Origin of the sequence: Brachybacterium sp. GPGPB12 (assembly GCF_038396325.1) — a bacterium.
Taxonomy (GTDB): Bacteria; Actinomycetota; Actinomycetes; order Actinomycetales; family Dermabacteraceae; genus Brachybacterium; species Brachybacterium conglomeratum.
Genome location: NZ_CP149573.1, coordinates 1,851,795 through 1,876,795, shown reverse-complemented (window position 1 = coordinate 1,876,795; position 25,001 = coordinate 1,851,795). Strand labels below are relative to the sequence as shown.

At 74.6% G+C, this 25,001-nt stretch carries 26 protein-coding genes, 5 pseudogenes and 1 riboswitch; of the genes and pseudogenes, 21 read left to right on the top strand and 10 right to left on the bottom strand.

The genetic code is table 11. The features are described from left to right. The first annotated feature begins 66 nt into the window (after positions 1–66). The 7 genes and pseudogenes from WKH84_RS10960 (at position 67) to WKH84_RS10930 (ending at position 5,304) form a co-directional block, all read left to right on the top strand. Positions 67–564, top strand: a complete 498-nt coding sequence (locus tag WKH84_RS10960) for a metalloregulator ArsR/SmtB family transcription factor (protein WP_341856640.1) — start codon at positions 67–69, stop codon at positions 562–564. Position 565: 1 nt separating this feature from the next. Then, on the top strand, positions 566–1,225 hold the full coding sequence (locus WKH84_RS10955; RefSeq protein ID WP_341856639.1) for an SRPBCC domain-containing protein: 660 nt from the start codon (positions 566–568) through the stop codon (positions 1,223–1,225). A 225-nt stretch (positions 1,226–1,450) separates the two neighbouring features. Next, positions 1,451–2,350, top strand: a complete 900-nt coding sequence (locus WKH84_RS10950; protein ID WP_341856638.1) for a putative selenate ABC transporter substrate-binding protein — start codon at positions 1,451–1,453, stop codon at positions 2,348–2,350. Continuing rightward, positions 2,350–3,207: an ATP-binding cassette domain-containing protein gene (locus WKH84_RS10945; protein ID WP_341856637.1), complete on the top strand. Its 858-nt coding sequence runs from the start codon at positions 2,350–2,352 to the stop codon at positions 3,205–3,207. The genes WKH84_RS10950 and WKH84_RS10945 overlap by 1 nt, the downstream gene beginning before the upstream one ends. A 294-nt stretch (positions 3,208–3,501) precedes the next feature. Continuing rightward, complete coding sequence (locus tag WKH84_RS10940; RefSeq protein ID WP_341856636.1) at positions 3,502–4,275, top strand: ABC transporter permease subunit; 774 nt, start codon at positions 3,502–3,504, stop codon at positions 4,273–4,275. Positions 4,276–4,401: 126 nt separating this feature from the next. Next, positions 4,402–4,878 (top strand): annotated as a pseudogene (locus WKH84_RS10935) (ABC transporter permease subunit); the annotation flags it as partial. A gap of 183 nt (positions 4,879–5,061) precedes the next feature. Beyond that, positions 5,062–5,304, top strand: a complete 243-nt coding sequence (locus tag WKH84_RS10930; RefSeq protein WP_341856635.1) for a hypothetical protein — start codon at positions 5,062–5,064, stop codon at positions 5,302–5,304. 192 nt (positions 5,305–5,496) lie between these two features. Here the strand turns inward: WKH84_RS10930 and WKH84_RS10925 are convergent, their stop codons facing one another. The 7 genes and pseudogenes from WKH84_RS10925 to WKH84_RS10895 form a co-directional block, all read right to left on the bottom strand. Further along, positions 5,497–7,197 (bottom strand): FAD-dependent oxidoreductase, encoded by a 1,701-nt coding sequence (locus WKH84_RS10925; protein WP_341856634.1) that lies wholly within the window; start codon positions 7,195–7,197, stop codon positions 5,497–5,499. Next, positions 7,194–7,817, bottom strand: a pseudogene (locus WKH84_RS10920) (thiamine phosphate synthase); the annotation flags it as partial. The pseudogene WKH84_RS10920 and the gene WKH84_RS10925, both read right to left, overlap by 4 nt. 79 nt (positions 7,818–7,896) lie before the next feature. Beyond that, positions 7,897–8,064: a hydroxyethylthiazole kinase gene (locus WKH84_RS10915; RefSeq protein WP_341856861.1), complete on the bottom strand. Its 168-nt coding sequence runs from the start codon at positions 8,062–8,064 to the stop codon at positions 7,897–7,899. Then, positions 8,061–9,629 (bottom strand): MFS transporter, encoded by a 1,569-nt coding sequence (locus WKH84_RS10910; protein ID WP_341856633.1) that lies wholly within the window; start codon positions 9,627–9,629, stop codon positions 8,061–8,063. The genes WKH84_RS10915 and WKH84_RS10910 overlap by 4 nt, the downstream gene beginning before the upstream one ends. Then, the gene (locus WKH84_RS10905; protein WP_341856632.1) at positions 9,560–9,949 is read right to left on the bottom strand and encodes a hypothetical protein; all 390 of its coding nucleotides are present in this window, start codon (positions 9,947–9,949) and stop codon (positions 9,560–9,562) included. The genes WKH84_RS10910 and WKH84_RS10905 overlap by 70 nt, the downstream gene beginning before the upstream one ends. Positions 9,950–10,019: 70 nt before the next feature. Continuing rightward, positions 10,020–10,391 (bottom strand): hypothetical protein, encoded by a 372-nt coding sequence (locus WKH84_RS10900; RefSeq protein WP_341856860.1) that lies wholly within the window; start codon positions 10,389–10,391, stop codon positions 10,020–10,022. Between the two features lie 100 nt (positions 10,392–10,491). Further along, positions 10,492–11,709 (bottom strand): annotated as a pseudogene (locus WKH84_RS10895) (bifunctional hydroxymethylpyrimidine kinase/phosphomethylpyrimidine kinase); the annotation flags it as partial. Then, a riboswitch (TPP riboswitch) is annotated at positions 11,700–11,792 on the bottom strand. It overlaps the preceding pseudogene by 10 nt. Positions 11,793–11,904: 112 nt before the next feature. On the opposite strand from WKH84_RS10895, the gene WKH84_RS10890 reads away from it, so the two are divergent. From WKH84_RS10890 to WKH84_RS10865, 6 genes are all read left to right on the top strand, one after another. Next, the gene (locus tag WKH84_RS10890) at positions 11,905–13,095 is read left to right on the top strand and encodes a hypothetical protein (protein ID WP_341856631.1); all 1,191 of its coding nucleotides are present in this window, start codon (positions 11,905–11,907) and stop codon (positions 13,093–13,095) included. A 142-nt stretch (positions 13,096–13,237) separates the two neighbouring features. Continuing rightward, the gene (locus WKH84_RS10885) at positions 13,238–13,999 is read left to right on the top strand and encodes an HNH endonuclease signature motif containing protein (protein ID WP_341856630.1); all 762 of its coding nucleotides are present in this window, start codon (positions 13,238–13,240) and stop codon (positions 13,997–13,999) included. A 51-nt stretch (positions 14,000–14,050) separates the two neighbouring features. Further along, positions 14,051–15,229: an exonuclease SbcCD subunit D gene (locus WKH84_RS10880; protein ID WP_341856629.1), complete on the top strand. Its 1,179-nt coding sequence runs from the start codon at positions 14,051–14,053 to the stop codon at positions 15,227–15,229. A 17-nt stretch (positions 15,230–15,246) separates the two neighbouring features. Continuing rightward, complete coding sequence (locus WKH84_RS10875) at positions 15,247–16,545, top strand: AAA family ATPase (RefSeq protein WP_341856859.1); 1,299 nt, start codon at positions 15,247–15,249, stop codon at positions 16,543–16,545. Between the two features lie 140 nt (positions 16,546–16,685). After that, entirely contained in the window at positions 16,686–18,299 is a 1,614-nt protein-coding gene (locus WKH84_RS10870) for an SbcC/MukB-like Walker B domain-containing protein (protein WP_341856628.1), read from the top strand. 11 nt (positions 18,300–18,310) lie between these two features. Then, entirely contained in the window at positions 18,311–18,814 is a 504-nt protein-coding gene (locus tag WKH84_RS10865) for an SDR family oxidoreductase (protein WP_341856627.1), read from the top strand. Here the strand turns inward: WKH84_RS10865 and WKH84_RS10860 are convergent. The 3 genes from WKH84_RS10860 to WKH84_RS10850 are packed head-to-tail and all read right to left on the bottom strand — an operon-like array spanning position 18,768 to position 19,440. After that, entirely contained in the window at positions 18,768–19,010 is a 243-nt protein-coding gene (locus tag WKH84_RS10860) for a VanZ family protein (RefSeq protein WP_341856858.1), read from the bottom strand. The genes WKH84_RS10865 and WKH84_RS10860 overlap by 47 nt on opposite strands. Positions 19,011–19,042: 32 nt before the next feature. Then, a complete protein-coding gene (locus WKH84_RS10855; RefSeq protein WP_341856626.1) occupies positions 19,043–19,291 on the bottom strand; it encodes a hypothetical protein in 249 nt (82 codons plus the stop codon). A 5-nt stretch (positions 19,292–19,296) separates the two neighbouring features. Continuing rightward, positions 19,297–19,440 carry a GlyGly-CTERM sorting domain-containing protein gene (locus tag WKH84_RS10850; RefSeq protein WP_341856625.1) on the bottom strand — a complete coding sequence of 48 codons (144 nt, stop codon included), beginning with the start codon at positions 19,438–19,440 and terminating at the stop codon, positions 19,297–19,299. Positions 19,441–19,510: 70 nt separating this feature from the next. Here WKH84_RS10850 and WKH84_RS10845 point away from each other — a divergent pair, with 70 nt between their 5' ends. The 8 genes and pseudogenes from WKH84_RS10845 to WKH84_RS10810 all read left to right on the top strand — a co-directional run bounded on the left by WKH84_RS10845 (position 19,511) and on the right by WKH84_RS10810 (position 24,942). Continuing rightward, a complete protein-coding gene (locus WKH84_RS10845; protein WP_341856624.1) occupies positions 19,511–20,491 on the top strand; it encodes a beta-ketoacyl-ACP synthase III in 981 nt (326 codons plus the stop codon). 56 nt (positions 20,492–20,547) lie between these two features. After that, positions 20,548–21,060, top strand: coding sequence for a DUF456 domain-containing protein (locus WKH84_RS10840; RefSeq protein WP_341856623.1), 513 nt, complete (start codon positions 20,548–20,550; stop codon positions 21,058–21,060). Further along, the gene (locus WKH84_RS10835) at positions 21,057–21,320 is read left to right on the top strand and encodes a hypothetical protein (RefSeq protein ID WP_341857087.1); all 264 of its coding nucleotides are present in this window, start codon (positions 21,057–21,059) and stop codon (positions 21,318–21,320) included. The genes WKH84_RS10840 and WKH84_RS10835 overlap by 4 nt, the downstream gene beginning before the upstream one ends. A gap of 405 nt (positions 21,321–21,725) precedes the next feature. Next, a pseudogene (locus WKH84_RS10830) lies at positions 21,726–22,421 on the top strand (ABC transporter ATP-binding protein); the annotation flags it as partial. Between the two features lie 65 nt (positions 22,422–22,486). Beyond that, positions 22,487–22,600, top strand: a pseudogene (locus tag WKH84_RS10825) (hypothetical protein); the annotation flags it as partial. Between the two features lie 256 nt (positions 22,601–22,856). After that, a complete protein-coding gene (locus tag WKH84_RS10820; protein WP_341857086.1) occupies positions 22,857–23,060 on the top strand; it encodes a hypothetical protein in 204 nt (67 codons plus the stop codon). Then, on the top strand, positions 23,057–24,358 hold the full coding sequence (locus WKH84_RS10815; protein WP_341856857.1) for an ABC transporter ATP-binding protein: 1,302 nt from the start codon (positions 23,057–23,059) through the stop codon (positions 24,356–24,358). Before WKH84_RS10820 ends, WKH84_RS10815 begins: the two co-directional genes overlap by 4 nt. Continuing rightward, positions 24,355–24,942 carry an ATP-binding cassette domain-containing protein gene (locus WKH84_RS10810; protein ID WP_341856622.1) on the top strand — a complete coding sequence of 196 codons (588 nt, stop codon included), beginning with the start codon at positions 24,355–24,357 and terminating at the stop codon, positions 24,940–24,942. The genes WKH84_RS10815 and WKH84_RS10810 overlap by 4 nt, the downstream gene beginning before the upstream one ends. Positions 24,943–25,001 lie beyond the last annotated feature (59 nt).

Sequence of the window (25,001 nt, the reverse complement as noted above, 5' to 3'; positions counted from 1 at the left end):
GAGCGGAACAGGGCCGGGCCGGGTCGGGCCGCCGCCGGCCTCCTTGTCGCATAAGGGTTGGCTTATATGAGCGTGACGGTGGAGCATGGGCGCATGCACGCGCTCGACGTCCTCGGCGACCCGGTGCGGCGGCGGATCCTCGAGCTCCTCGCCGACGACGGGGAGCTCGGCGCGGGCGAGATCGGCGAGATCGTGCGGCAGGAGTTCGGGATCAGCCAGCCGGCCGTCTCCCAGCATCTGCGCGTCCTGCGCGAGCACGGCTTCGCCACCGTCCGGCCGGAGGGCCGACGCCGCCTCTACGCCCTCGACCCCCGCGGCCCGCGCGAGGCGAGGGAGTGGCTGACCCCGTTCGAGCGGTTCTGGTCGCCGAAGCTCGACGCGCTCGGCACCGAGCTCGCCCGCGGCAAGCGCACCCGCCGCCTCGCTGCCGAGCGCACTGAGACCTCCGGCCTCGCCGCCGACTCCACCGACACTGCGACGACGGGCACCCCGCCCGCCCACACCGACCCCGCGACGGGCACCCCGCCTGCCGCGACGACCCCCACCACCGAGAAGGAGACCTGACATGGTCGACGTCCCCGCCCAGCTGCAGTCCGTTACCCGCGCCTATCGCACCGAGGAGCGCGACGGCGAGCAGATGCACGTCCAGTCCCTCGAGCAGACCTACCCCGCCGCCCTCGCTGACGTGTGGGAGGCCGCCACCTCGGTCGAGCGCATCCAGCGCTGGTTCCTGCCGGTCAGCGGCAACCTCCGCCTCGGCGGCCGCTACCAGTTCGAGGGCAATGCGGGCGGCGAGATCACCGCCTGCGAGCCGGCGTCGGCCGGTGCCGCCGAGTTCTCCGCGACCTGGGAGGCCATGGGCTCCGTGTCGTGGCTGACCGTGCGCCTGGCCGAGGTCGACGGCGAGCGCACCAGCTTCGAGCTCGAGCACACCAGCCGCGTCGCCGACGTCCCCGCCGAGATGTGGGAGACCTTCGGCCCGGGCGCGACCGGGGTGGGCTGGGACGGCGGCCTGCTGGGTCTCTCGCTCCACCTCGGCGGGGTGGAGGGCTCGCTCTCCCCGGCCGAGGCGGAGGCCTGGGCCGGCACCGACGAGGGCCGCTCCTTCTACCGCGGAGCGGCCGACGGCTGGGCCGTCGCGCATGCGGCCTCCGGCGAGGATCCCGCCGTCGCCCAGCGGCGGGCCGGCGCGACCTACGGCTTCTACACCGGCACCGAGGCCTGATCCCCGCGACCCTGCTCAGACCGCCCGGGCGATGACCACGAACGCCCGACTCGGGCGGTAGGACGGACGGGCGGTCGGGCGGACGCGCGAGTCCGGGCCCGAGCGGTCCGTCGGACCCGGTGCTGACCTGCATGGACCGACCTGCACAGCCGGTGGGGGCCTCCTAGGATGGACCGGATCCCGCCGCACGCCTGCGGGGATTCTGCGACCCAGGAGGTATTCGCCATGATCGGACGGCGCGCCGTCGTCAGCGCGCTCGCCCTGCTCCCGCTCGGACTCGTCGCGGGGTGCTCGGGTGATGCTGGGAGCGGCGGCGGGACGCCGCGGATCAGTGCGATCCCCGACCAGGACCCCGACGTCCTCACCGAACGGGAGGAGTCGCTCGCCGCGCACCTCGCCGACGTCCTCGGCCTCGATGTGGAGTACGTGCCCGTGCCCGACTACGCGGCCTCCGTCTCCCTGTTCGCCGCCGGGGATCTCGATCTCGTCTTCTACGGCGGGCTCACCGGGGTGCAGGCCCGGTCGCAGGCCGAGGACGCGATCGTGATCGCCCAGCGCGACATCGACGAGGTGTTCACCAGCATCTTCATCGCCAACGCCGAGGCCGGCATCGCGCCGGTCGACGACGTGGAGGGACTGACCGCCTTCGCCGGAACCCGATTCACCTTCGGCTCGGAGACCTCCACCTCCGGCCGGCTGATGCCCTCCTACTTCCTCTCCCAGGCCGGGGTCTCCGAGGAGGACTTCGAGGGGGAGGCGGGCTTCTCCGGCTCTCACGACATCACCCTCGAGCTCGTCACCTCCGGCTCCTACCAGGGCGGAGCCCTGAACAGCCAGGTCTGGAACAGCGCTGTCGAGGACGGCACCGTCGACGAGGAGAAGGTCGTCAAAGTGCTCGAGTCCCCGACCTATCACGACTACCACTGGTCGCTGCGAGGCGATGCCGACGAGCGCTTCGGCGACGGCTTCGGCCAGCGGCTCGCCGACGCGATGCTCTCCCTCCACGAGACCGACGCCGGCCCCGCGATCCTCGAGCAGTACGGCTGCGAGAGGCTCATCCCCTCCGAGGCCTCGAACTACACCGAGATCGAGGAGGTCGCACGCGAGCTGGGGCTGATCGGCTGATGTCGGCCGACGGGGTCCCGCGACCGGACCGCGACACCGGGAAGGGAACCACCGCGCCGGGAGCCGCCAGGAAGGGAACCGCCCAGCCGGGGGCCGCCGCACCGACGGCCGCCGCTCCGACGGCCGTCGCGGCGCGCGGGGTCGAGGTCCGTTACGGCGCCGACCCCGCGCTGAGCGCCACGCTCGATATCGCACCGGGGGAGCGGGTCGCGCTGGTCGGACCGAGCGGCGCCGGCAAGAGCACCCTGCTCGGCCTGTGCCGCGGTGCGCGACCGCTCGCGGCCGGCACCGTGGAGGTTCTCGGCGTCGACCTGGCCGCCGCCTCCCGACGAGGGTCGCGTGCGGTGCGCTCCCGCATCGGCTCCGTCCACCAGGGGCTGGACCTCGTCGGCCCCCTCACCGCGCCGCAGAACGTGAGCGCCGGTCGCCTCGGACGATGGGGGACGGCCCGATCGCTCGCCTCCCTGGTGCGGCCGGTCGACCCGGGCCCCGCCCTGGAGGCGATGCGTCGCCTGGGCATCGAGGACCTCGCCGGCGCCCGCACCGATCGGCTCTCCGGCGGCGAGCAGCAGCGGGTCGCCCTGGCGCGGGTGCTGGTGCAGGACCCGGCGCTGGTGCTGGCCGACGAACCGATCGCGAGCCTGGACCCCGGACGCGCCCGCGTCGTCATGGACCTGCTCACCGAGGTCGTGGCCGGTGACGCACGGACCCTGCTGGTAAGCCTCCACGACTTCGCGGCCGCTCAGGAGACCTGCGACCGCGTCGTGGGTCTGCGACGTGGGGAGGTCGTGTTCGACCTGCCCGCCGGCGAGGTCACCGCCGCGCACCGCGACGCGCTGTACCGGCTCGGGGCATGAGGGAGGGCTCCCCCGGCGCGCCGGTCCCGGCCTCGGCGACGCCCCGCCCGCTCCGCAGCGATCGCCCGCGCGCCGCACTCTGGTGGGCGCTCGCCGCCGGGGTGCTCGTGCTGTGGTCGCTGTGGGGGATGGGCATCGGGCGCGCACCGGTCCTGAACCCTGCGGGCTGGCCCTCGCTGCGAGCGTTCGCCGAGGCGGCGCGCACCCGGACCTCTCACCCGCCTTCCTCTTGCGCGCCTGGACGCCGCCGCCGTTACGGTCGCCTTCTCCCTGCTGGGCACCGTCCTCGCCACCGTGATCGGTGTGGTCGGCGGGGTGCTGATGAGCGAGGCCTGGTGGGGGGACGCCCCGGTGACCAGGGCTCGGCGGGGGCGCACGGGCTGGCTCCTCACCCGGATCGGCGCCGGCCGCCGCGCGGGATCCATGAGGCGGTGTGGGGGATCGCCCTGCTTGCTGGTGCTCGGGAGGGACCCGCTGGTGGGGGTGCTGGCGCTGGGGATCCCCTTCGGCGCGATCACGGCGAAGGTGTTCGCCGAGATCATCGACGAGACGGACCCCGGCCCGCACGACTCGCTGATCGCCGCCGGCGCGGGTCGCCTGCAGGCCTTCTGCTACGGAACGTTGCCCAGGATCTGGGGCGATCTGCTCGCCTATGCCTTCTACCGCTTCGACTGCGCGCCGCGCTCGGCGGTGATCCTGGGGATGATCGGCGTAGGAGGGCTCGGCTTCGAGCTCGGCACCGCCTTCGCCGGCCTGGACTACGAACGCATGTGGACCCTGATCCTGGTGCTCATCGTGCTGGGGCTCGCGTGCGACCGCTGGAGTGCGAGCCTGCGGCGTCCAGGCGCGCGCACGAGGCGGGGAGGCCGGGACTGCGTCGCGAGGGGACGGCGTCGCCGTCGGTGGCCGCCTGCGGCTCTCCTTCGCGGCCGCGCTCCTGCTGAGCGTCGCCTCGGTCCTGTACCTCCGCCTGGACCTGGCACGGTCGCTCTCGCCGGAGACCTGGCGGCGGGCCGGACGGCTGATCGCGGACGCGCTTCCGCCCACCCTGCCGTCCACCTGGGCTGATCTGCTCGGGGACGCCGCGGCGACCCTGCAGATGTCGGTGATCGCGATCCTCGTCGGCGGAGTGATCGGGGTGATCGCCGCGTTCCTCGGCGCTCCGGGGCCGTCGGCCGGGCCGCGCGCGGCGCGGTCGCCGCGCTGTGTCGGATCGTCTTGCTCGCGATCCGAGCGGTGTCCCCGCCGGTGTGGGCGCTGCTGCTGCTCTTCGTGGTGCTCCCGGGGCCGCCGCCCGGCGCCCTCGCCCTCGGGCTCTACAACGCCGGGGTGCTGGGCCGGCTCTTCACCGAGACCCTCGAGACCATGGACCACCAGCCGGTCAGGTCCCTGCAGGCGCTGGGCGCCGGGCCCGTGCAGACGTTCTCCTACGGGGTGCTCCCCTCCGTGACCGGGCGGTTCACCGCCTACGGCCTGTACCGCTGGGAGGTCGCGATCCGCGAGACGGTGGTGGTGGGCGTGGTCGGCGCCGGAGGGCTCGGACGGGTGCTGGAATCCGAGCGTGCCTCCTTCGACCACGCCGGGATGCTCACCGCGGTGCTGGCCCTGCTCTTGCTGCTCTCGCTGCTGGTCGACCTGGTCAGCGCCTCGGCCCGGCGCGCCTGGCGCTGACCTCGAGCGCTCGGCCGGGGCGGTCGGGGCATGCCGGCCCCGACGCTCACACGAACGAGGTCCAGGTGGTGTCGGCGTCGATCAGCCAGTGGTTGCGCAGGGTGAGCGCGCGCTCGACCGCGGCCAGCACACCGGCGACGGTGACCGTGACGTTCAGCCAGGCGGGCGAGCTGGATCGGCGAGGTGAAGGTCCCGACCCGCTCGGCGACCGGCGGGATGCTCGTGATCAACTCCGCGGCCTGCGGCACCATCAGCACCAGCCCGATCAGCGGCACCACGATCGCCATCGCGCCGAGCATGCGGCTCGCGCCCGGGTGGCGTCGGCCGAAGCGGGCGCGCAGTCCCTCGAGCGAGCGGGGGTGCGGGCGCAGGGTCCTGGCCGGGCCGTCGTCCGAGGGGACGAGGTGCATCCGGGAGAGGCCGTAGCCGCCGATCGCGACCTCGACCGTCCCTCCCGGCACCTCGAAGGCGACCGGCGAGTTCGCGATGTGGAGCTGTCGGCCGTCGCGGTAGATCGCGAACGGCGCGTGCCGCGCGCCCTCGGCGATCTTCCCGCCCTCGAGCTCGGTGGCCAGATAGCGCACGTCCACGATGTACGACGCCTCGCGGCCTGCCCTGTCATCGGGGTCCAGGGCGAACTGGGTGCGGGTGAGCGTCTGCCACCAGCGCAGGTCCTTCAGCGCGCCGCCGTCGCCGGGCTTCGCGCGACCGAGCGCCGCTGTCGGCGCAGTCGCTGGAACATGGTCCTCCCGGGGCCGTGGGGCGTCGATGGCCTCCATCCCATCGGACTCGGCGCACCGGACGCCAGTGCGATCTGTCATCTCCTCCGAAGGGAGGAGCCGCCGACGGGGAAGGGAGCGGACTCGGCTCAGCCGGCCCGCGCGCCCGCGGCGCTCTCCTCGAGCAGTCGCAGCCACAGCTCCGAGGCGGCCGGGTAGCTCGGCACCGCATGGCGCGGACGTGCACCGGCACCGCGCCGACGATCGCGATCGTCGCCGCGTGCAGCGACTCGGAGGCCTCGGGGCCGACGAACGTGGCACCCACCAGGGTGCGGGTCTCCAGGTCGACGACGATCTGCGCGGTGCCGGTGACGTCGTCGCGCAGCGGCGCGGAGCCGGCCGCCCCGCTGAAGGGCACCTGCGCGGTGACCACCCGGTGCCCTGCCTCGCGGGCCTCCGCCTCGGTGAGGCCGACGGCCGCGACCTGCGGGTCCGTGAACACGACCTGCGGCACCGGCACCTGGTCGGGCACCGGCTCCGCCGCCTCTCCGGTCGCGGCGGCGAGGATCCGCTGCCCGATCACGCGGGCGCGGTACTTCCCCCAGTGGGTCAGCGGCGTCTCCCCGCTCGCATCTCCCACCGCGTGCGACCAATCCGGCGACGTCCCGCCGCCGGTGACGTCCTCGGGGGACAGGCCGACGGACTCGAGGCCCACGTCGTCCAGGCGCGGCCGGCGCCCGGTCGCGACGAGCACCTCGTCGGCCTCGAGGGTGTCGCGACGGCCGTCGGGCTCGACCTCGAGCCGCACCCGGCCGCCGTGCACCCGTCCCAGCCCCGTCTCCCGGGCGCCCTCGCGCACCCCGCCGACGACCGAGGCCCCAAGACGCACGTCGACGCCGAGGCCGCGCGCGCCTCGAGCACGTGGCGGCCGGCGAACGGCTCCATTCCTCGCAGCGAGCGCGTCCCCGCGCGCCAGCATCGTGACCCGGGAGCCGAGCGCGGCCATCCAGGTCGCGGCCTCGACCGCGACCACGCCGCCGCCGACGATCACCAGCTCGTCCGGCACCTCGACCACGCCCGTCGCATCGTGCGAGGTCCACGGCGCGAGGTCCCGCGGCTCCGCGGGGATCCTGGGCACGGATCCGGTGGCCAGGACGACGGCGCGCTCGGCGACGAGGCGCCGCGGGGCGCGTCCGTCGGCCCCGCTGACCTCGACCTCGCGCTCGCCGACGAGCCGGCCGTGCCCGCGCACCACGTGCGCCCCGCCCCCCTCGGCCCAGGAGACCTGGCCCTCGTCGGAGTAGTGGGAGACCCAGGTATCGCGCCGGGCCAGCGGCGCCTCGGCGTCGACCTCGGGGGTGGTGATGCCCGGCAGGTGCGCGGCGGCGTCGGCGACGGCGAGGGGCGCAGCGAGCGCCTTCGAGGGCATGCAGGCGTAGTAGGAGCACTCGCCGCCCAGCGGCTCGCCCTCGACGATCGCTGCAGTGAGGTCGGTGCCCTCGGTCGCGTACTGGGCGACGTTCTCGCCGACCGCCCCGCCGCCGAGAACGATCACGTCGAAGGAGGTCGCAGCATCGGGGGCGGGAGCATCAGCAGTCATGGTCCGACGCTACGCCGGAGCCCGGGCGTTGTCACGGCCTCGTCAGCGCCGGGTCCGGCCGCCCATCCCGTCGAGCACCTCGCGCACCGCCGCGGCGGGGTCGGGGAGTCCATCACCGCGCGCACCAGCGCGAGCCCGGCGACGCCCGTTCGGGACAGCGCCGGGGCGTCGGCCGGGGTGATGTCCCCGATCGCGACGATCGGCGACATCGTCGCGCGCACCAGCGCCGGGTAGCCGTCCACGCCCAGCGGCTCGCGGCCGGAGTCCTTCGTGGGGGTGCGGCGGAACGGCCCGGCGCCGAGATAGTCGAGGTCGAAGGCGACGTCGGCCGAGTCGCGGACCAGGTCGAGCGTGCCCGTGGTCAGCCCGATGACCGCGTCGTGGCCGAGCAGGGCGCGGGCGTCGGGGACGGGCAGGTCGTCCTGGCCGAGGTGGACCCCGTGCACGTGCGCCCCGCGGGCCCGGGCCGCCGCGGCGACGTCGGCCCGATCGTCGACCAGCACCCGCGTCGTGGGATTCGCCGTGCGGACGGCCTCGGCGACGGCGAGGACGAGCTCGAGCGGCTCCCGCGTGCTCGCCTCCTTCGCCCGCACCTGCACGACCCCGGCCCCGGCCGCCGCGGCCTCGGCGGCGACCTCGACGGTGCGCGGGCCCGTGCCGGAGGTGACGAGATAGCGCGCAGGTCGAGGGGGCGGGCGTTCACGGGAGGTCTCCGATCTCGTCGAGGGCGTCGAGCAGGTGCATGCGGAAGTCGCCGGGTCGGGTCGCGCGCGATGCGGCGCGCTCCCCGGCCAGGGCCATCCAGGTGGTCGCGGCGAGCGCGGCCTCGAAGGGATCCTCCCAGACGGCGGTGCAGGCGGCGGTCAGCGCCCCGAGCAGGCGGCCCCGTCCCGGTCACGCGCGGCGGCAGCGCGGAGCCGCGGGCGAGCCGGGCCTCGCGGCTCGCATCCAGCACCAGGTCCACTGCGCCGGAGACGGCGACGGCCCCGCCGGTGCTTGCGGGCGACCTCGGCGGCGGCGCCGGCGGCGGACTCCGCGGCGGCGGTCGAGTCCGCGCCCCGCCCGCCTCCCGCCTCGCCCACCAGGGCGAGGATCTCCGAGGCATTGCCCCGCACCGCCGTCGGCCGGCGCGCGATCAGCCGCCGCGCGAGCGGGGTGCGGACCGGGGCGATCCCGATCGCCGTCGGGTCCAGCACCCACGGCCGGCCGTCCTCCCGCGCGACCGCGACGGTGGCGGGGATGCCGTCCATCGCGTCGGTCGAGAGCGTGCCGAGGTTGATCAGCGGCGCGTCCGCGACGGTCGTGACGACGGGCGCCTCGACGGCGGTCTCGGTCATCATCGGCCGCGCCCCGGCGGCGAGCGACCCGTCGGCCACCAGCTGCATCGACACGGTCGCGGTGAGGCAGTGGACCAGGGGTGCCGCCTCCCGCACCGCCGCCAGGACGGGCAGGGCGCGGGCGAGATCGGGGTCGTCGGCGGGGCTCATCGCGTGCTCCGCTCGGCGACCGTGTCGAGGTCCGCGTCGATCTCGCGCGGGGAGAGCCGCGGGCCGAGCGCCGCCCCGACCACCACGAGCGACCCGCCGAGCGCGACCATCCCCATCACGGTGGCGTGCCGGCCGAGCGCCGGCTCGAGCGCCGGCACGTAGAACGGGTACAGCGCCGGCGGCACGAGGGAGAGGCTGTAGGCGGAGCCGTAGCCGGTCGAGCGGATCGCGGTGGGGAACCGCTCGGAGAGATAGGCGGCGATCGGACCGTAGGCGGAGACCGTCGCGACCTGCAGCGGCGCGGCGAGCGGCCGCCGCGACGGCGAGGGTCGGCGCGGTGACCGCCGCCCACCACAGCACCGGTCCGACGAGCCCTGCGACCGCGCCCCACACCACGAGCAGGAGGCGCCTCCCGACGAGGCTCGAGAGGTGCCCCGCGAGCACCATCACGAGGGCCTGCGCGATCGAGGCCGCGCCCATCACCAGCGGCACCGCCTCCGGGGCGATCGGCGAGTCGGTGGACAGCCGGGCCGTCAGCAGCAGCACGGTCGAGTCGGTGAGCGACCACAGCCCCGTCATCAGCACGAACGCCGCCCAGAACGCGGACGCCCACCGTCCGGTGAGCAGGCTGCGGAGGCCCGGTCGCGGGGCCGACGGGGCGGCCGACGCCGGTGCTCGCCGGGCCTGCGGCGCATCGACCACGTGCCGCCGGTAGTAGAGCATCATCCCGATCGACAGCGCCGCGCCCGCGACGAACAGCGCCCGCCACCCCCAGACCGCGTACTGCTCCGGTCCCAGCATCGCCAGCGGCGCCGCGACGGCGAAGGCGATCGTGGCCTGCGCCCACGGCGCCATCGAGAGGATCAGCCCGCTCATCAGTCCGCGCCGCCGCGGCATCGACCACTCCATCGCCAGCGGGATCGCGGCGGAGTACTCGCCGGCCACGAAGATCCCGCCGAGGAAGCGCGCGCCAGGATCAGCGCGACCGTGCCCGGGCCGAGCACCTGGTGGGTGGGGACGAGGGCGATCGCGAGCGCGCACGCCGCGGTGCCCGCGATCGCAAGACGGGTGGTGCGGGTGCGCCCCATGCGGTCCGCGATCCGCCCGAACACCACCCCGCCGACAGGCCGGCCCAGCGACATCGCGACGATGATCAGAGCCGCCGCCGACGCGGTCGCCGACGGGCCCGCGATCACGAGCATCGCCGGGGCCAGCGCCGTGACCGGCAGGAACACATGGATGTTGTCGATGAAGTTTCCGACCACGCCGGCGCGCGCGCGGCCCGGCCCTCGGGCGGCAGGGCGCGGGTGCCGGTCGCGGGGATCGAGGCGGCGGTCATCGGGTCGCCCCCGCGAGGGCCGGAGCCGGGGAGACGGCGGCGGAGTCCACACGTCGTGCCTGCTCGAAGAACTCCAGCTCGTGACGGCAGGCGAGGAGGAAGGCGCGCGCCGCCTCGGCCCGCACGGCGGGATCGGCGGCCTCGAGCTCGCGCTCGACGACGCCGAGCGCCCCGCGCACCCCCTCCACGAAGGTGGGGTCGCGGTAGGTCAGGAGCCACCCCGCGTAGGGGTGCTCGTCCGGGACCTCGGGCAGGCTCGCCCCGACCTGCGCGTACAGCCAGAAGCAGGGCGGCGCCGCGGTCGCTCCGACGGCCGTCGGGTCGCCGAGCGCCCGGGCGAGCAGGAAGTCGGTGTACGCGCTGGTCACCGGGCTGACGGCCACCTCTGCCGCGTCGGGGCGGGTCGCGAGCCAGGCGCGGTGCGAGCTCGAGCTCGGTGTCCACACAGTGCCGGGAGGAGTCCGACCAGAACTCCCGCGCGGCAGGGGCTTCCGAGATCTCGGCCAGGGTCGCGAGGGCGCGGGAGTAGCGCTGCAGGTAGTGCGCGTCCTGCGCGAGATAGAAGGAGAACTGCCCCTCGGGCAGGCTCCCGTCCACCAGCGCCGCCACGAAGCCGGAGCCCTCGATCGCGCCGGCGAGCGGCGCCCCGGCCGCCCACAGCGCCTCGGTCCACGGGCCGACGGGCGGGACGGAGGCGGCGGGGCCGTCGGCCGTGACCAGGGCGGCGAGCTGCGCCGGTTCCTCCCACCGGTCCGGCACCGCGCCCGTCGCCACCCACGGTGCGGCCGATCCCGCCGCGAGGCGCCGTGCCCGGTGCGCATGGTCGACGGGACCGTTCCCGCTCCCGACCTGCAGTGCCGCGCCGTGCGCGATCGCCTCGTGCGACCAGTCGGTGACCCAGGCGAGCGCCGTGGCCGGGTCCTCGCCGGCGCCGAGCCGGGTCGCGAGCGCCGCCGCGAGGGAGCGACCGGTGCCGTGCGTGCTCGTCGTGTCCACCCGCGTGGAGTGCACCCGGTGGCGGGTCCCGTCGGCCGCGATCCAGGTGTTGGTGACCGCACGGCTGTCGAGGTGGCCGGTCTTCACCACGACCGCGACGCCGGTCGCCTCCGACCAGCGGGCGGCCTGGGCGAGGGCCTCGTCCTCGTCGTGCGCGCGGGGCTCGCCGGTGAGGACGGCGAGCTCGTCGATGTTCGGGGTGACCACGGTGGCGAGGGAGCAGAAGCGGATCATCGCCTGCTCCGCCTCGGGCTCCAGCGACCTGTCGCGGCTGGTCGCGACCATCACCGGGTCGACCACGAGCACCCGCGGCGGATGGGCGGAGAGCCAGGTCCGGACGGCCTCGATGATCTCGGCGGTGCCGAGCATGCCGGTCTTGACCGCCTCGAGCTCGACGTCGTCGGAGACCGCGCGGAGCCGCGCGGCGAGGAACTGCGCGGGAGGGACGTGGATGTCGCTCACGCCGTGGGTGTTCTGCGCGACGACCGCGGTCACCGCCGCCATGCCGAAGCCGCCCGCGGCGGTGATCGACTTGAGGTCCGCCGCGGTGCCGGCGCCTCCCGTCGGGTCCGTGCCCGCGATCGAGAGCACGCGCGGGGCCGATGGCGCTGGCCGGCCGGACGCGAGTCGACCCGGCGCGGCGACGCGGGGGAGGGCAGCGGGAAAGAGGGTGCAAGGATCCGAGCTCATGCGGACATCCCTTCGCTAGTACGAACTAGATCAGGTTCCACGGGTGTGATCTCAGCGCCTCGGGCGCACCCCGTGTCCAGTGGCCGAGTGTAGGCCACGCGGCGGGGGAGGGGCCGGGATGTCCGGAGCCGATGCCTCTCTACCGCAGAGGTCCGACAGACGACGCGAACCCCTCGAGAACCGGTGGATGACGCTGTGGAAAAGGGGGTTCTGTGGAGGGAGGGTGTGGATGGAGGGGCGTATAGCGGTCGAGATGCGCCACTCGATCAGAAAGTTATCCACATATTCCTCCCGGACCTTTCTTCTGTCCGTGTCGGTCACTATTGTGAAGTGGTCGGATCGAAAGGGGCGGTGCACCGATGCGTCGCCGACGCGGAGGGGGAGGAGGGACCGATGAGCATCACGCGACCGGAGCATCCGTCGGGCGATGAGGTCGCCGACGACGCACGCGACGCGGTGCGTTCCGAGCGGTCGGATGCCGCCGCACCCGATACCTCCGCACTGGAGGTCGCCCTGCCCTCGGTTCCCGCCTCGTCGCCGGCGGTGACGGCATCGCCGTCGGCCCCTGCCACCACCTCCCCGGACCCCGTCGACGATGCCCTGATCGCGTCGCTTCCTGCACGTTTCCGCCGGGTTGGCGCACGCCAGGCTCGTACTCGTGCCGCGCTGCCCGATCTCGGCGGTCGCGCCGACGACCCCGCCCTGAGCGAGGCCGCGCAGCGCGTGTGGGATGCGGAGCGCGCCACTGCCCTCGCGCTCGCTGCGCAGTACCGCGCCCTCGCCGCCCTGCACGAGTTCGAGGGCGAGTACGAGGATGCCTGCGAGCTCGACGAGGTCGAGACGCTCCGCGCCGCACTCGGCCTCAGGGTCACTCGCAGTGCCGCGAGCTGGCGACTGCGCGACGCGTACCAGGCCGTGAACCATTTCCCGCGCACCCTCGAGAACCTCGAATCCGGAAGCATGCCGTCGGCCTGGTTCCAGAAGATGCTGAAGACCTCGCAGAAGCTCTCCGAATCCTCCAGGAGGGATCTCGATGCCGTGATCTCGACATGGTCCACGGATATCAGCCCGGAACGATTCTTCACGCTCCTGCGCGCCCTCATCGAGCATCTCGCCGAGCGCGAGAGCCGTCCCGATCTCGTCGCCGCGCTCGAACGCACCGTCGAGTCGCTTCCCGGCGCGGAGGCCGGCACCGGGACCCTGAGGATCACGGGCCCGATCCCCGAGATCCTCGCCCGGTGGAAGTCGATCGACGAGTCCGCCCGCGCCGTCCAGGCGGCGCGGCGTGCGGCGCTCCGCGGCGGCACACCGATCCCGCACGACCCTGACGGCGTCGTCCTCGAGACCGGCAGGGCCCTTCCGCTCACCCGGCGCGCTACGCCCTGATCGACACCGCCGACCTCGACGTCGACGGGGTCGCCGTCCCCGCCGAGCGGTTCCGCCTCAACGTCACCGTGCCCGTGCTGACCCTGCTCGGCGCCTCCGACCAGCCCGGCATGCTCGACGGCGTCACCCCGCGCCGCCCTCGATGGCGCGTTCCCTCGCCGGCGGCTGCACCGTCTGGCACCGCGTCCTCACCAGCGCGAGCGGCGGCGCCTTCCTCCCGCTCCCGGCCGACCGCGTCACCCCCACCCCCGCGATGCTCGAGCACCTCCGGCTCCGCAACGGGCAGTGCGCCGTCCCCGGATGCACGCGCCCCACCTCCTGGGCCTCCGAGTGCGACCACATCGAGGAGTGCCTGCGCGGCACCCCGGGCGAGGGCGGCGCCACCGAGGTCGAGAACCTGCACCTGCTGTGCTGGCGAGACCACCTCGACAAGACGAACGGCCTGCTGGACCCCACCCGGCTCCACACGCAGGCAGGCAAGCCGGGCCGCACCCGCTGGACGATCGGCCGCCACGGCGACGCCGTCACCGTCCTCGACGACCTCGACCACGCCAGCCTCGAGATGGTCGAGTCGCTCACCGCCGCCTGGACCGGCTTCCTGCGCGGCGCCCACGCCGGCGACCCCGCGACCAGCCCTGTCGGTCCACCGGACCGTCCCGACGGGCATCATCCCCGCCCACGAGCGCCGATCGTGGAGCCGACGCTCCACACCCAGGTCCCACCCGGACCTCCGCCGACGGCGGGCCCGCCGTCCTGCCCCAGCCCCGGCCCGCTCACCGAGCCGCGACCAGACGCCGAGCAGGGACCCGCGGCACCCCCGCGCGACGGGACTCCGCCGCTCCGCCCCGCACCCCCGGAGCCCCCGCCGGAGGGATGGGGCGACCACGGTCCGCCGCCCTTCTGATGCCGCGCGCCCGTCCCTCGTCCGTCGCACCCCACCCCTAGGCTCGATGACATGAAGATCCTGCACACCTCGGACTGGCACCTGGGCCGCACCCTGCACAAGGTCGACCTGCACGAGCACCAGGCCGCCTTCCTCGACTGGCTCGTCGACCTCGTCGAGACCGAGGGGTGGGACGTGGTCGTGATCCCCGGCGACGTCTACGACCGTGCCGTGCCCGCGGTGAGCGGCGTGACCCTCCTGGACCGGGCCCTCGCCCGCCTCGCCGACACCGGCGCGACCGTGGTGCTGACCAGCGGGAACCACGACTCCCCGGAGCGGCTCGGCTTCGGCCGCTCCCTGATGCGCGCCGGCATCCACCTGCTCACCGACCTGCCCGGGATCGAGCATCCCGTCTCCGTCGAGGACGAGCACGGCGAGGTGCTGTTCTTCGGTCTGCCCTATCTCGAGCCGGACCGCGCCCGCACCGAGCTCGCTCGCGCGGGCGAGGAGCCGCCGCCCCGCGCCCACGAGGCCGTCACCCGCGCGGCCCTGGACCGGGTGCGCGAGCGCGCCGCGGCCCGGCCCGGTGCCCGCACCGTCGTGCTCGCCCACACCTTCGTCACCGGCGGCGAGGCCAGCGATTCCGAGCGTGACCTCTCCGTCGGCGGCGTCGACTCCGTCCCCGCCGGAGTGCTCGGCGGCATCGACTACCTCGCCCTCGGCCACCTCCACGGCCGCCAGGACCTCACCCGCGGCGTCGGCGCCCCCGCCTGGTACTCCGGCTCCCCGCTCGCCTTCTCCTTCTCCGAGCGCGACCACCGCAAGTCCGTCCTCCTCGTCGAGCTCGGCGCTCCCGGGGCCGACGGGGAGCGGGCCGAGGTCGCCGTGCGCCGCCTCGAGACCCCCGTCCCACGCCGTCTCACCGAGCCGCGCGGCACCCTGGAGGAGATCCTCGCCCATCGGGACGAGCACGCCGGGGACTGGCTGAAGGCCGTCGTCACCGACCCCGCCCGCCCCGCCCACCTGCAGGAGCGGCTCCGCGAGGCCTACCCCCACCTGCTCCTGACCGAGTACGCCCCGGAGGGCCGCGCCGCGAGCGCCGGCACCCCGGTGGTGCGCCGGGAGCAGAACCCGCTGGAGGTGATGGACGAGTTCCTCGCCCACGTCACCGGCGGAGACCCCACCGAGGCGGAGCACGACGTGCTCGAGCGCGCCTACTCCGCCGTCCGCCGCCAGCAGGAGGCCTCGTGAAGCTCCACCACCTCCGCATGACCGGGATCGGCCCCTTCGCCGGCACCGTCGAGATCGACTTCGCCGCCCTCGGCGCCTCCGGCACCTTCCTGCTCGAGGGGCCGACGGGCTCCGGCAAGTCCACGATCCTCGACGCGATCGTCTACGCCCTCTACGGGCAGGTCGCCGGCTCCGCCACCAGCGCCGACCGGATCCGCTCCCAGTTCGCCGCGCCGACGGAGCCGAGCATCGTCGACCTCGTCTTCGAGACCCCCTCCGGACTGCACCGCGTGCGGCGCTCCCCGGAGTTCCAGCGCCCCAAGCCGCGCGGCACCGGCACCACGAAGGAGCAGGCCAAGGCCCTGATGTGGCGGATCGGGTCCCCGCAGGCCCTGCCCGCCGCGATCGCCGACACCGCCGGCGCCGGCGACGACAGCGAGGTGATCGCGAGCCGCATCGACGAGGTGGGCCGCGAGGTGCGGCCGCGCCGTCGGCCTCACCCGCGAGCAGTTCACCCAGACCGTCCTGTCGCCCCAGAACGAGTTCGCCCGCTTCCTCCGCGCCGGCACCGGGGAGCGCCAGCAGGTGCCGCAGCGCGTCTTCGGCACCGAGACCTACAGCGCCGTCGAGAAGCGGCTCGAGGAGATGCGCAAACAGGCGAAGCGCCAGGTCGACGCCGCCCAGCAGACCCTCGGCACGGCGCTGGCCCGCTTCACCGAGGCCGTCGCCCTCGAGGACGAGGACTCCGCTGCGCTCACCGAGCACGCCGCCGCACTGCGCCTCGAGTCCCTCGCCGCCGCGGCCGATGCTCAGCTCGCGCAGGTCACCGCCCGCGCGACCGAGACCGCCGCCGGCTCCGCCGCGGCGCAGGAGGTGGAGCAGACCGCGCGAACTGCCGCCGAGGCCGCCCGCGCCGCCCGCACCCGGATCGACCGCCGCCGAGAGCTCGACCAGCTCGCGACCCGTCTCGAGACGGAGAAGCCCGAGGTTGCGAAGGCGTCGGCCGCGCTCGAGCGCGACGAGACCGCCCGCCCCGTCGTCGAGGTGCCGCGGCGACGCGACACCGCCGCCCAGTCCGCGTCCGCCGCGATCGAGGCCCTCGCCGCGCGTGCCGAACAGACGCGTCCCGCGCACCCCGACCTCGTCGACCTCCTCGCGGAGGGGGCCCAGGACCCCGCCGTCGCACTTGCCGCCGCGGCCGACGAGGCGACCGGCGCCGCCGGCGAACTGAGGGATCTCGTCGACGTCGAGACCGCGCCGCCCGAGCGGGAGAAGCGGCTCGACGCCCGGCGCGAGACGCTCACGGCCCGGGAGGAGAAGCTGAAGGCCGCGAGTGACCGGCTCGAGGAGCGCCCGGTCGCCCGCTCCGCCCTCGTCACCGCGCGCGAGGAGGCCCGCACCGCCGCCTCGGGTCTCGCCGAGGCGCGGCTCGCCCTCGCCGCCGCGCAGGACGTGCTGAAGGCCGCGACCGCCGCGGATGCCCAGGTCAAAGCGGTCGCGAAGGCCAAGGAGACGGCCGAGCGCTCCCTGCGCACCGCGCGCACCCGCGCCGAGGAGGAGGCCGCGCCGCGTCGGCGCCGCTTCGCCGGGATCGCCGCCGAGCTCGCCGCCGATCTCGAGGACGAGGCCGCCTGCCCCGTCTGCGGCTCCCACGAGCACCCCCACCCCGCGGACCCCTCCGAGGACGCCGTCAGCCCCGAGCAGGTCGAGGCCGCCGAGACCGCCCGCCGCGCCGCCGAGCAGGCGCAGGCCGCCGACGCACAGGCCCTCGCTCTCGCCGAGCGGGAGCTCGCCGCGGCGCGAGGACGCCGGGGAGCACACCCCCGACACCGCCCACGCCGAGGTCGGGACCCGCACCGCCGCCGTCACCGCCGCGACCACCGCCGCCGCCCGCGCCGACGAGCTCGAGGCGCGGCTGAACACCTTCGACGCCGAGACCGAGAAGGCCACACGCGCCAAAGAGGCGCTCGCCCTCGAGGTCACCCGTGAGCGCACCGGCATCGACGAGACCGGCCGCGCGCTCGCCGCCGACCGCACCCGGATCGACGAGGCCCGCGGCGAGGACGGCTCCATCGCCGAGCGCCGCCGCGGCCACACCGCCCGCGCCCGCGCCGCGACCGCGCTCCGCGAGGCGCCGCGCGCCCGCGTCCAGGCCGAGAGCTCCGCCGCCGAGCTCGCCGCCGAGGCCGACCGCGCCCTCGCCGCCAGCGGCCTCGCCACCGCCGAGACCGCTCGCGCCGCGGTTCTGCCCGCCCCGGAGCGCACCCGGTCGCAGAAGCAGGTCCAGACCCGCGCCGTCGACGAGACCCGCCTCGCCGACGGTCTCGCCGAGGACGGCATCGCGGACACCGTCGCCACCGACGAGGCCCGTGAGCAGGCCGACGTCGTGGTCAAGGACGCGGCGGAGACCCTCGCCGCCGCGCAGGCCGCCGCACGCGAGGCCGCTGGACTCGCCGCCCGCGGCGCCGGCGTGGCCCAGCGCGCCGGCACTGCCCGCGAGGCCCTCGCCGCCGCCTCCGAGCAGGTCCGTGCCGTCGGCGAGGACGCCGGGGTCGTGGTGCGCGTCGCCGACCTCGCCACCGGCCGCTCCGCCGACGGCGAGCGGGTGCGACTGTCGACCTACGTGCTCATGTGGCGGCTGGACGCCGTGATCGACGCCGCCAACGCCCGCCTCGCCCTGTTCTCGGGCTCCGAGCTCGAGCTGCAGCGCGACCGCGGCGCCCGCGGCGCGCGGAAGACCGGACTGGACCTGCTGGTCCTCGACCGCCGCACCGACCAGGTGCGCGTGCCCGAGACCCTCTCCGGCGGCGAGACCTTCTTCGTCTCCCTCGCGCTCGCGCTGGGGCTCGCGGACATCGTCATGGGCGAGGCGGGCGGCGTGCAGATGGAGACCCTCTTCATCGACGAGGGCTTCGGCTCCCTGGACCCCGAGACCCTCGAGACCGTCGTCCGCGAGATCGGCCGGCTCGCCGAGAGCGGCCGCACCGTCGGGATCGTCAGCCACGTCGGCGACATGAAGTCCCAGATCGCCGAGCAGATCCACGTGCGCCGCGGCGCCGACTCCCGCTCGACCCTGACCGTCACGGCCTGAGGCCACCCCGGGTGGGGCGAGGGCTCTTCAGCACCGTCAGGTCTGCGACCCTCGTCTTGCTGGTGGACCTGCTCCGAGGCGAGGCGCTCAGCGCAGCGCCGGGAGCACCGACCTCCGGCATCGGGGGCGCCACCGCCCGACGGGTCCGCGACGAGGCCGGCCGCGGCGCGATCGTGAACGTCACCTCCGAGGCGGGGCGCGCGGCGGCGGCCGCCGGCACCGCCTACACCGCGAGCAAGCACGCCGTCATCGGCCTGACCCGCTCGACGGCCGTGCTCTACGCCCCCAAGGGGATCCGCACCGACGCCGTCGCTCCCGGCCCCACCGCCACCGGCATCGATGGCGGGATCCGCTCCGACTTCGCCGCCGAGCGCCTGGGCCCCTTCTTCGGCCTCATCCCACCGGTCGCGACCGCGGAGACCGTCGCGAGCTCGATCACCTGGTCGCTCAGCGACGACGCCGAGAACATCAACGGCCAGGTCCTCGCCTCCGACGGGGGCTGGTCCGCTCAGTGACCTCCGGGTCCTCCTCGCCCCCGTGCCACAGCTCCCGACAGTGCTCCCAGGGGTCCGCGGACTCGGCGTGCTCGTGAACGAACAGCGGCACCCTCCAGCGGGTCAGCAGCGGGGCGAGGAGGACCCCCACCAGGGCTCCGAGCGTGTTCGCCAGCAGGTCCTCGATGTCCGCGATCCGCACCCCGCAGGGGTAGATCCCGAACGCGCCGGTGTACTGGGTGAGCTCGATCAGCGCCGAGAGCGAAGATGCCGGTGGCGACCGACGCCGTCGTATCCAGTCGGAGCACCCCGCGCAGGATCAGCCCCAGCGGCACGAACAGCGCCGTGTTCAGCGCCGCCTGCGCCAGCGCGAAGCCCGTCCTCGCCGTGAGCGTGTGGAAGGGGTCCAGGCGCGACGCCGCCGGTGCGGGAGCGGCAGGTCAGCGCCACGTCGTAAGCCGGGGCGATCGTGAGCCCCGCGAGCGTCATCGTGTACACGCAGATCACGGCGATGCCGAGCGGCCAGCCGCGGGTCGCACCCGGCCGAAGCGCCGGCGCTGCAGCCAGCAGGCGGGCAGGAAGATCACGGCGAACACGCCGAGCCCTCCGACCACCCCCACCACGCCCAGGCTCGCCAGCTCGCTCACGGGCGGAACGGTACACACCCCACCCGCACTACCATCGTGAGGATCACCCCGCCCCTGTCAGGAGACCGCCATGACGACGAGCCCCCGTCCCTTCGCCGCCCAGGCCCCCGCGGCCGGCTCGAGGATCCTCGGCACCGGCCACCACCGGCCCGACCGCGTGATGACCAATGCCGACCTCGAGCGGCTCGTGGAGACCAGCGACGAGTGGATCCGCCAGCGCACCGGCATCGAGGAGCGGCGCATCGCGGCCGACGGGGTCGACGTCGGCGACCTCGCCGCGATCGCCGGACGCAACGCGCTCGCCGACGCGGGCGTCGACCCCTCCGAGATCACGCAGGTCATCGTCGCGACCTGCTCGAACCACGAGCGCTCGCCGAGCGCCGCGGGCCGCGTCGCCCAGCGGCTCGGCATCCCCGCCCCGGCCGCCTTCGACGTGGGCGCGGCCTGCTCCGGCTTCGAGCACGCCCTCGCCGTCGCCGACATGTCGATCCGCACCGGCGCCTCGACCACCACCCTCGTCATCGGCGCGGAGAAGCTCTCCGCCGTCACCGACTACACCGACCGCACCACCTGCATCCTCACGGCCGACGGGGCGGGCGCGATGGTGCTGACCGCGAGCGAGGAGCCGGGCATCGCGCCGGTCGTGTGGGGCACCGTCCCCGAGCTCGCCGACGCCGTCACCATCAACGGCGAGAAGCCCGCCTTCTCCCAGCAGGGACGGCAGGTGCTCGGCTGGGCGGCGCGCGAGGCGCCGAAGATCTCGAAGCAGATCGTCGAGGCCGCCGGGCTGACCATGGAGGACATCGACGTGTTCGTCCCCCACCAGGCGAACCTGCGCATGATCGAGCCGCTCGCCGCCGCGCTCGGGCCGCGCGAGGACGCGATCGTCGCCGACGACATCATCACCTCCGGCAACACCTCCGCCGCGACGATCCCGCTGGCGATCTCGCGGATGCGCGAGGCCGGGCGGATCCCCGCCGGCGCGACCGCGCCGCTGGTCGGCTTCGGCGGCGGCTTCTCCTGGGCCGGCCAGGTGGTGCGCCTGCCCTGACGGGTCGCCGATAGGATCGACGAGGCCCCATCCGCTCCCGCGCCCCGGAGGACCTCGTGGTCGATTCCCTGACCGTCCAGATCATCGTCACGGTCCTCGCCGGACTCGCCTACGCCGTCGGCCTCACCGGCATCATCGTGCCGATCCTGCCCGGCACCATCACGATCGTCATCGCGACCTTGGTCTGGGCGATCGTGGTCGGCGGCTGGCCCGCCTGGGTCGCCTTCGGGATCGTGCTCCTGCTCGGCGCGGCCGGCATGACCGCCAGCTACGTCCTCACCGGGCGCCGTCTCCACGCGGCCGAGGTGCCGATGTGGCCGGTCTACGTCGCGATCGCCGCGGCGGTCGTCGGCTTCTTCGTCATCCCCTTCCTCGGGCTCCCGATCGGGTTCCTCGCCGGCCTGTACGTCGCCGAGTCGCTGCGGCTGAAGGACTGGAGGAAGGGCCTGGACAACACGTGGATCGCGCTGAAGGCCCTCGGCACCGGGATCCTCATCGAGTTCTCCCTGGCGGTGCTGTCCACGTTCACCTTCGCGATCGCGGTCATCGTGCACTTCGTCACCGCATGACCACCTCGCAGCACCCCGCCGTCCTCGTCCCCGGGCTCAAGCGCCTGCTGAAGGGCTCCTGGGAGCAGAAGCGCTGGTTCGTCCTCGCCGTGCTCGGCGCGACCGCCTTCGCGGCTTGCTCCAGATCGCGACCTCCTCGATCATCGGCTGGGTCACCGAGCACGTCGTCGTCCCCTCCTTCGCCAGCGGCGAGGTCGCCCCCGCGCTCGTCCTCGGCGGGGGAGCGGCGATCCTCGGCATCGCCGTCGCCCGCGCCGTGACCGTCATGGCGCGGCGCGTCTTCGCCGCCGCCGCCCAGTTCGACCTCTTCCGCCTCTACCGCGAGCGGATCGTCCAGGTCTACGCGAAGGTGCCGCTGCTGTGGCACCGCCGCCAGGCCACCGGCACCCTGCTCAGCTCCGTCTACTCCGACGTCGAGGCGACCTTCTTCGCGATGGCGCCGTTCCCCTTCGCGCTGTCCACCCTGGTGATGCTGGCCTACGCGACCGTGGTCGTCGCCCGCATCGACCCGGTGATCCTGCTGGTCATGCTCGCGCTGATCGTGCTGCTGATCGTCCTCAACGTGCTCCTGCAGCGCTTCGCGACCCCGATCGCGATGCGCTCCCAGCGAGCTGCGCGCCGAGGTCGCCGAGATCGCCCACGAGTCCTTCGACGGCGCGAACGTCGTGAAGTCCCTGGGCCGCGAGGACGTCGAGGAGCGGCGCTTCGCCCGCGCCGCCGACGACCTGCGCGAGACCGGGATCCGCTTCGGATACATCCGCGGCTGGTTCGACCCCGCCATCGACGCCCTCCCGAACCTCGGCATCCTCGCCGTCGCCGTGCTCGGCGCCTGGCGGATCGGGGAGGGGCACCTCACCACAGGCCAGCTCGTCGAGGTCGCCTACCTGTTCACGCTGATGTCCCTGCCGATCCGCTCCTTCGGCTGGGTGCTCGGGGACCTCTCCCGCACCGTCGTCGGCGGCGGCCGCGTGCGACAGATCCTCGACGTCGACGAGGAGCGCACCTACGGCGACCGTGCCCTGCCGGACGGGCCCGGCGTGCTCGAGATCGATCGCGTCTCCTTCGTCTACCGCGACGACCCCGCCGCCGTGATCCTCGGCCGCGGCGTCCGCGAGGAGCGGCTCGCCGTGCGCGAGGGGCATGCCCTGACCGACGTGTCCCTGCGCGCCGACCCCACGGCAGGGACCCGGGTGCTGGCCGTCGTCGGCGCGACCGGCTCCGGGAAGTCCACCCTCGCGGCGCTCGCCGCGGGCCTGGTCCCGCCGAGCGGCGGCACGATCAGCCTCGACGGCGCCCGCCTCGAGAGCCTCACCGCCGAGGCGCTCACCGCCGACGTCGCCCTCGTGCTGCAGCAGGCCTTCGTCATGGACGCGACCGTGCGCGAGAACGTCACCCTCGGCGAGGACATCGACGAGGAGACCGTGCGCTGGGCGCGCGCGTCGCCCAGGCCGAGGACTTCGTCGACGCACTGCCGGACGGGCTCGACACCGAGCTCGGCGAGCGCGGCGGCTCCCTCTCCGGCGGGCGGCGCCAGCGCATCGCGCTCGCCCGGGCGCTGGCCCGTCGGCCCCGCCTGCTGATCCTCGACGACGCCACCAGCGCCTGCGACCCCAGCGTCGAGCTCGCCATCCTCGACGGGATCCGCCGCGAGATGACCGACTCGACGCTGCTGCTGATCGCCTACCGCAAGTCCACGATCTCCCTCGCCGACCAGGTCGTGTTCCTCGACCACGGCCGCGTCGCCGACGTCGGCCCCCACGAGGAGCCGCGGACGCGCCGCCGGCTACCGCGCGCTGGTGGACGCCTACGACGAGGCCGCGATCTCCCACAGCCTGCTCGAGGCGCCCCCCGAGCCCGACCCGATCACCGGCGCGATCGAGATCCACGGCGCGACACGTCACCGCCACGAGGAGTCGGTCGCCGACGAGGGCGAGTGCGAGCCGCCCGCCCGCACGGACGGGGTTCCCGCCGCCGACGCCGACCAGGAGGCCGGGCGATGACCGCCGCACCTGCATCCCGCACCTCGTCCGAGCTCGGCGGGGAGGCCGCCGCCGACGAGGGCGCGATCGCGACCATCCGCCGCGGCCTGGCTCTGACCCCCGAGCTGCTGCGCGGGCTGTGGATCACGCTGCTGCTGGCCGTGGTCGCGACCGGCGGCAAGGTGGTCGTGCCCATCGCCGTCCAGGCCATCCTCGACCGCGGCATCATCGCGCCCGAGACCCCCGACGTCGCCTTCGTCGCCGGCGCCGCCGCCCTCGCCGCGCTCGTCTTGCTCACCACCGCCGCCTGCAACGTGCTGATGAACCGGCGCCTGTTCCGCCTGGCCGAGACGTCGCTGGCGACCCTGCGCAAGCGCGCCTTCCGTCACATCCACGACCTGTCCCTGCTCACCCAGGGCACCGAGCGGCGCGGCGCCCTCGTCTCCCGCGTGACCAGCGACGTCGACACCGTCAGCCAGTTCATGAGCTTCGGCGGGATCATGCTGGTGGTGATGAGCTTCCAGCTCGTCCTCGCCACCGCCGTGATGGCCTTTTACTCCTGGCCGCTCGCGCTCGTGGTGTGGCTCTGCTACCTCCCGATCCTCGTCATCATGGGCTCGCTGCAGAAGCGGATCCGCGCCCGCTACCAGGTGGTGCGCACGAAGGTCGGCGAGATGCTCGGCACCGTCTCGGAGTCCCTCGTCGGCTCCGCGACCGTGCGCGCCTACGGCACCGAGGAGCGCACCCGCCAGGCCCAGGTCCGCCGGATCGGCGCGGTGCGCGACGCCCAGTTCGCGGTGTCTTGCGCCCCCAGTCCGCGTCCTTCTTCCTCTCGGAGACGGCCGACGGGCTCGCGACCGCCGTCGTGGTCGTGGCCGGGGTGGTGCTCGGCACCGGCGCGCTCGGGATCGACCTGCCCGGCGCCGACCTCACCGCCGGCGGCGTGGTCGCCTTCGTCTTCCTCGTCTCCCTGTTCAGCCAGCCCGTCCGCATGGGCATCGAGATGCTCTCGGAGGCGCAGAACGCGGTGGCCGGCTGGCGACGCGTGCTCGGCGTGCTCGACACCCCGGCCGACGTCGCCGATCCCGGCGGCGCCATCGACCCCCGCACCGGCCGGCGCGGCGAACCCGTCCCCGGCGCGACGCCGCTGCCCGACGGGTCGCTCGACATCGAGATCCGCGAGCGCGCTACCGCTACCCGACCGGCCCCGAGGTCATCCACGGCCTGGACGTCACCATCCCCGCCCGCTCCCGCATCGCGGTCGTGGGGGAGACCGGCGACGGCAAGACCACCTTCGCCAAGTCCGCTCACCCGCATGATGGACCCCGCCTCCGGGGAGATCCTCATCGGGGGGATCCCCCTGCACCTGGTGCCCTACGACTCGCTGCGCTCCCGCGTGATCATGGTGCCGCAGGAGGGCTTCCTCTTCGACACCACCGTCGCCGGGAACCTGCTCTACGGCCGTCCTGACGCGAGCGAGGCGCAGATGCGGCAGGCGCTGGACGAGCTGGGACTCGGCACCTGGGCCGAGGAGGCGCCGGAGGGGCTGGAGACCCCCGTCGGCCAGCGCGGCGAGTCCCTCAGCGCGGGGGAGCGGCGACTCGTCGCACTCGCCCGCGCCTATCTCGCCGACCCTGACATCATCGTCCTGGACGAGGCGACCAGCGCCGTCGACCCCGCCGCCGACGTGCGCCTGCAGCAGGCCATCGACGGCCTCGCCCGCGGCCGCACCACGATCACCATCGCCCACCGGCTCTCCACCGCCGAGCGCGCCGACCGGATCATGGTGCTGGACCACGGCGACCTCGTCGAGCACGGCACCCACGCCGAGCTCGTCGACCTCGAGGGCGGGATCTACGCCGGGCCGCACCGGTCCTGGGTCGCACACCGGGCGGAGAGGTGAGGGGCGGGCGGGCCCTGCGTGCCGGCACCTGCCTCGCCCCGTCCTTGCCCCTGCGGCGC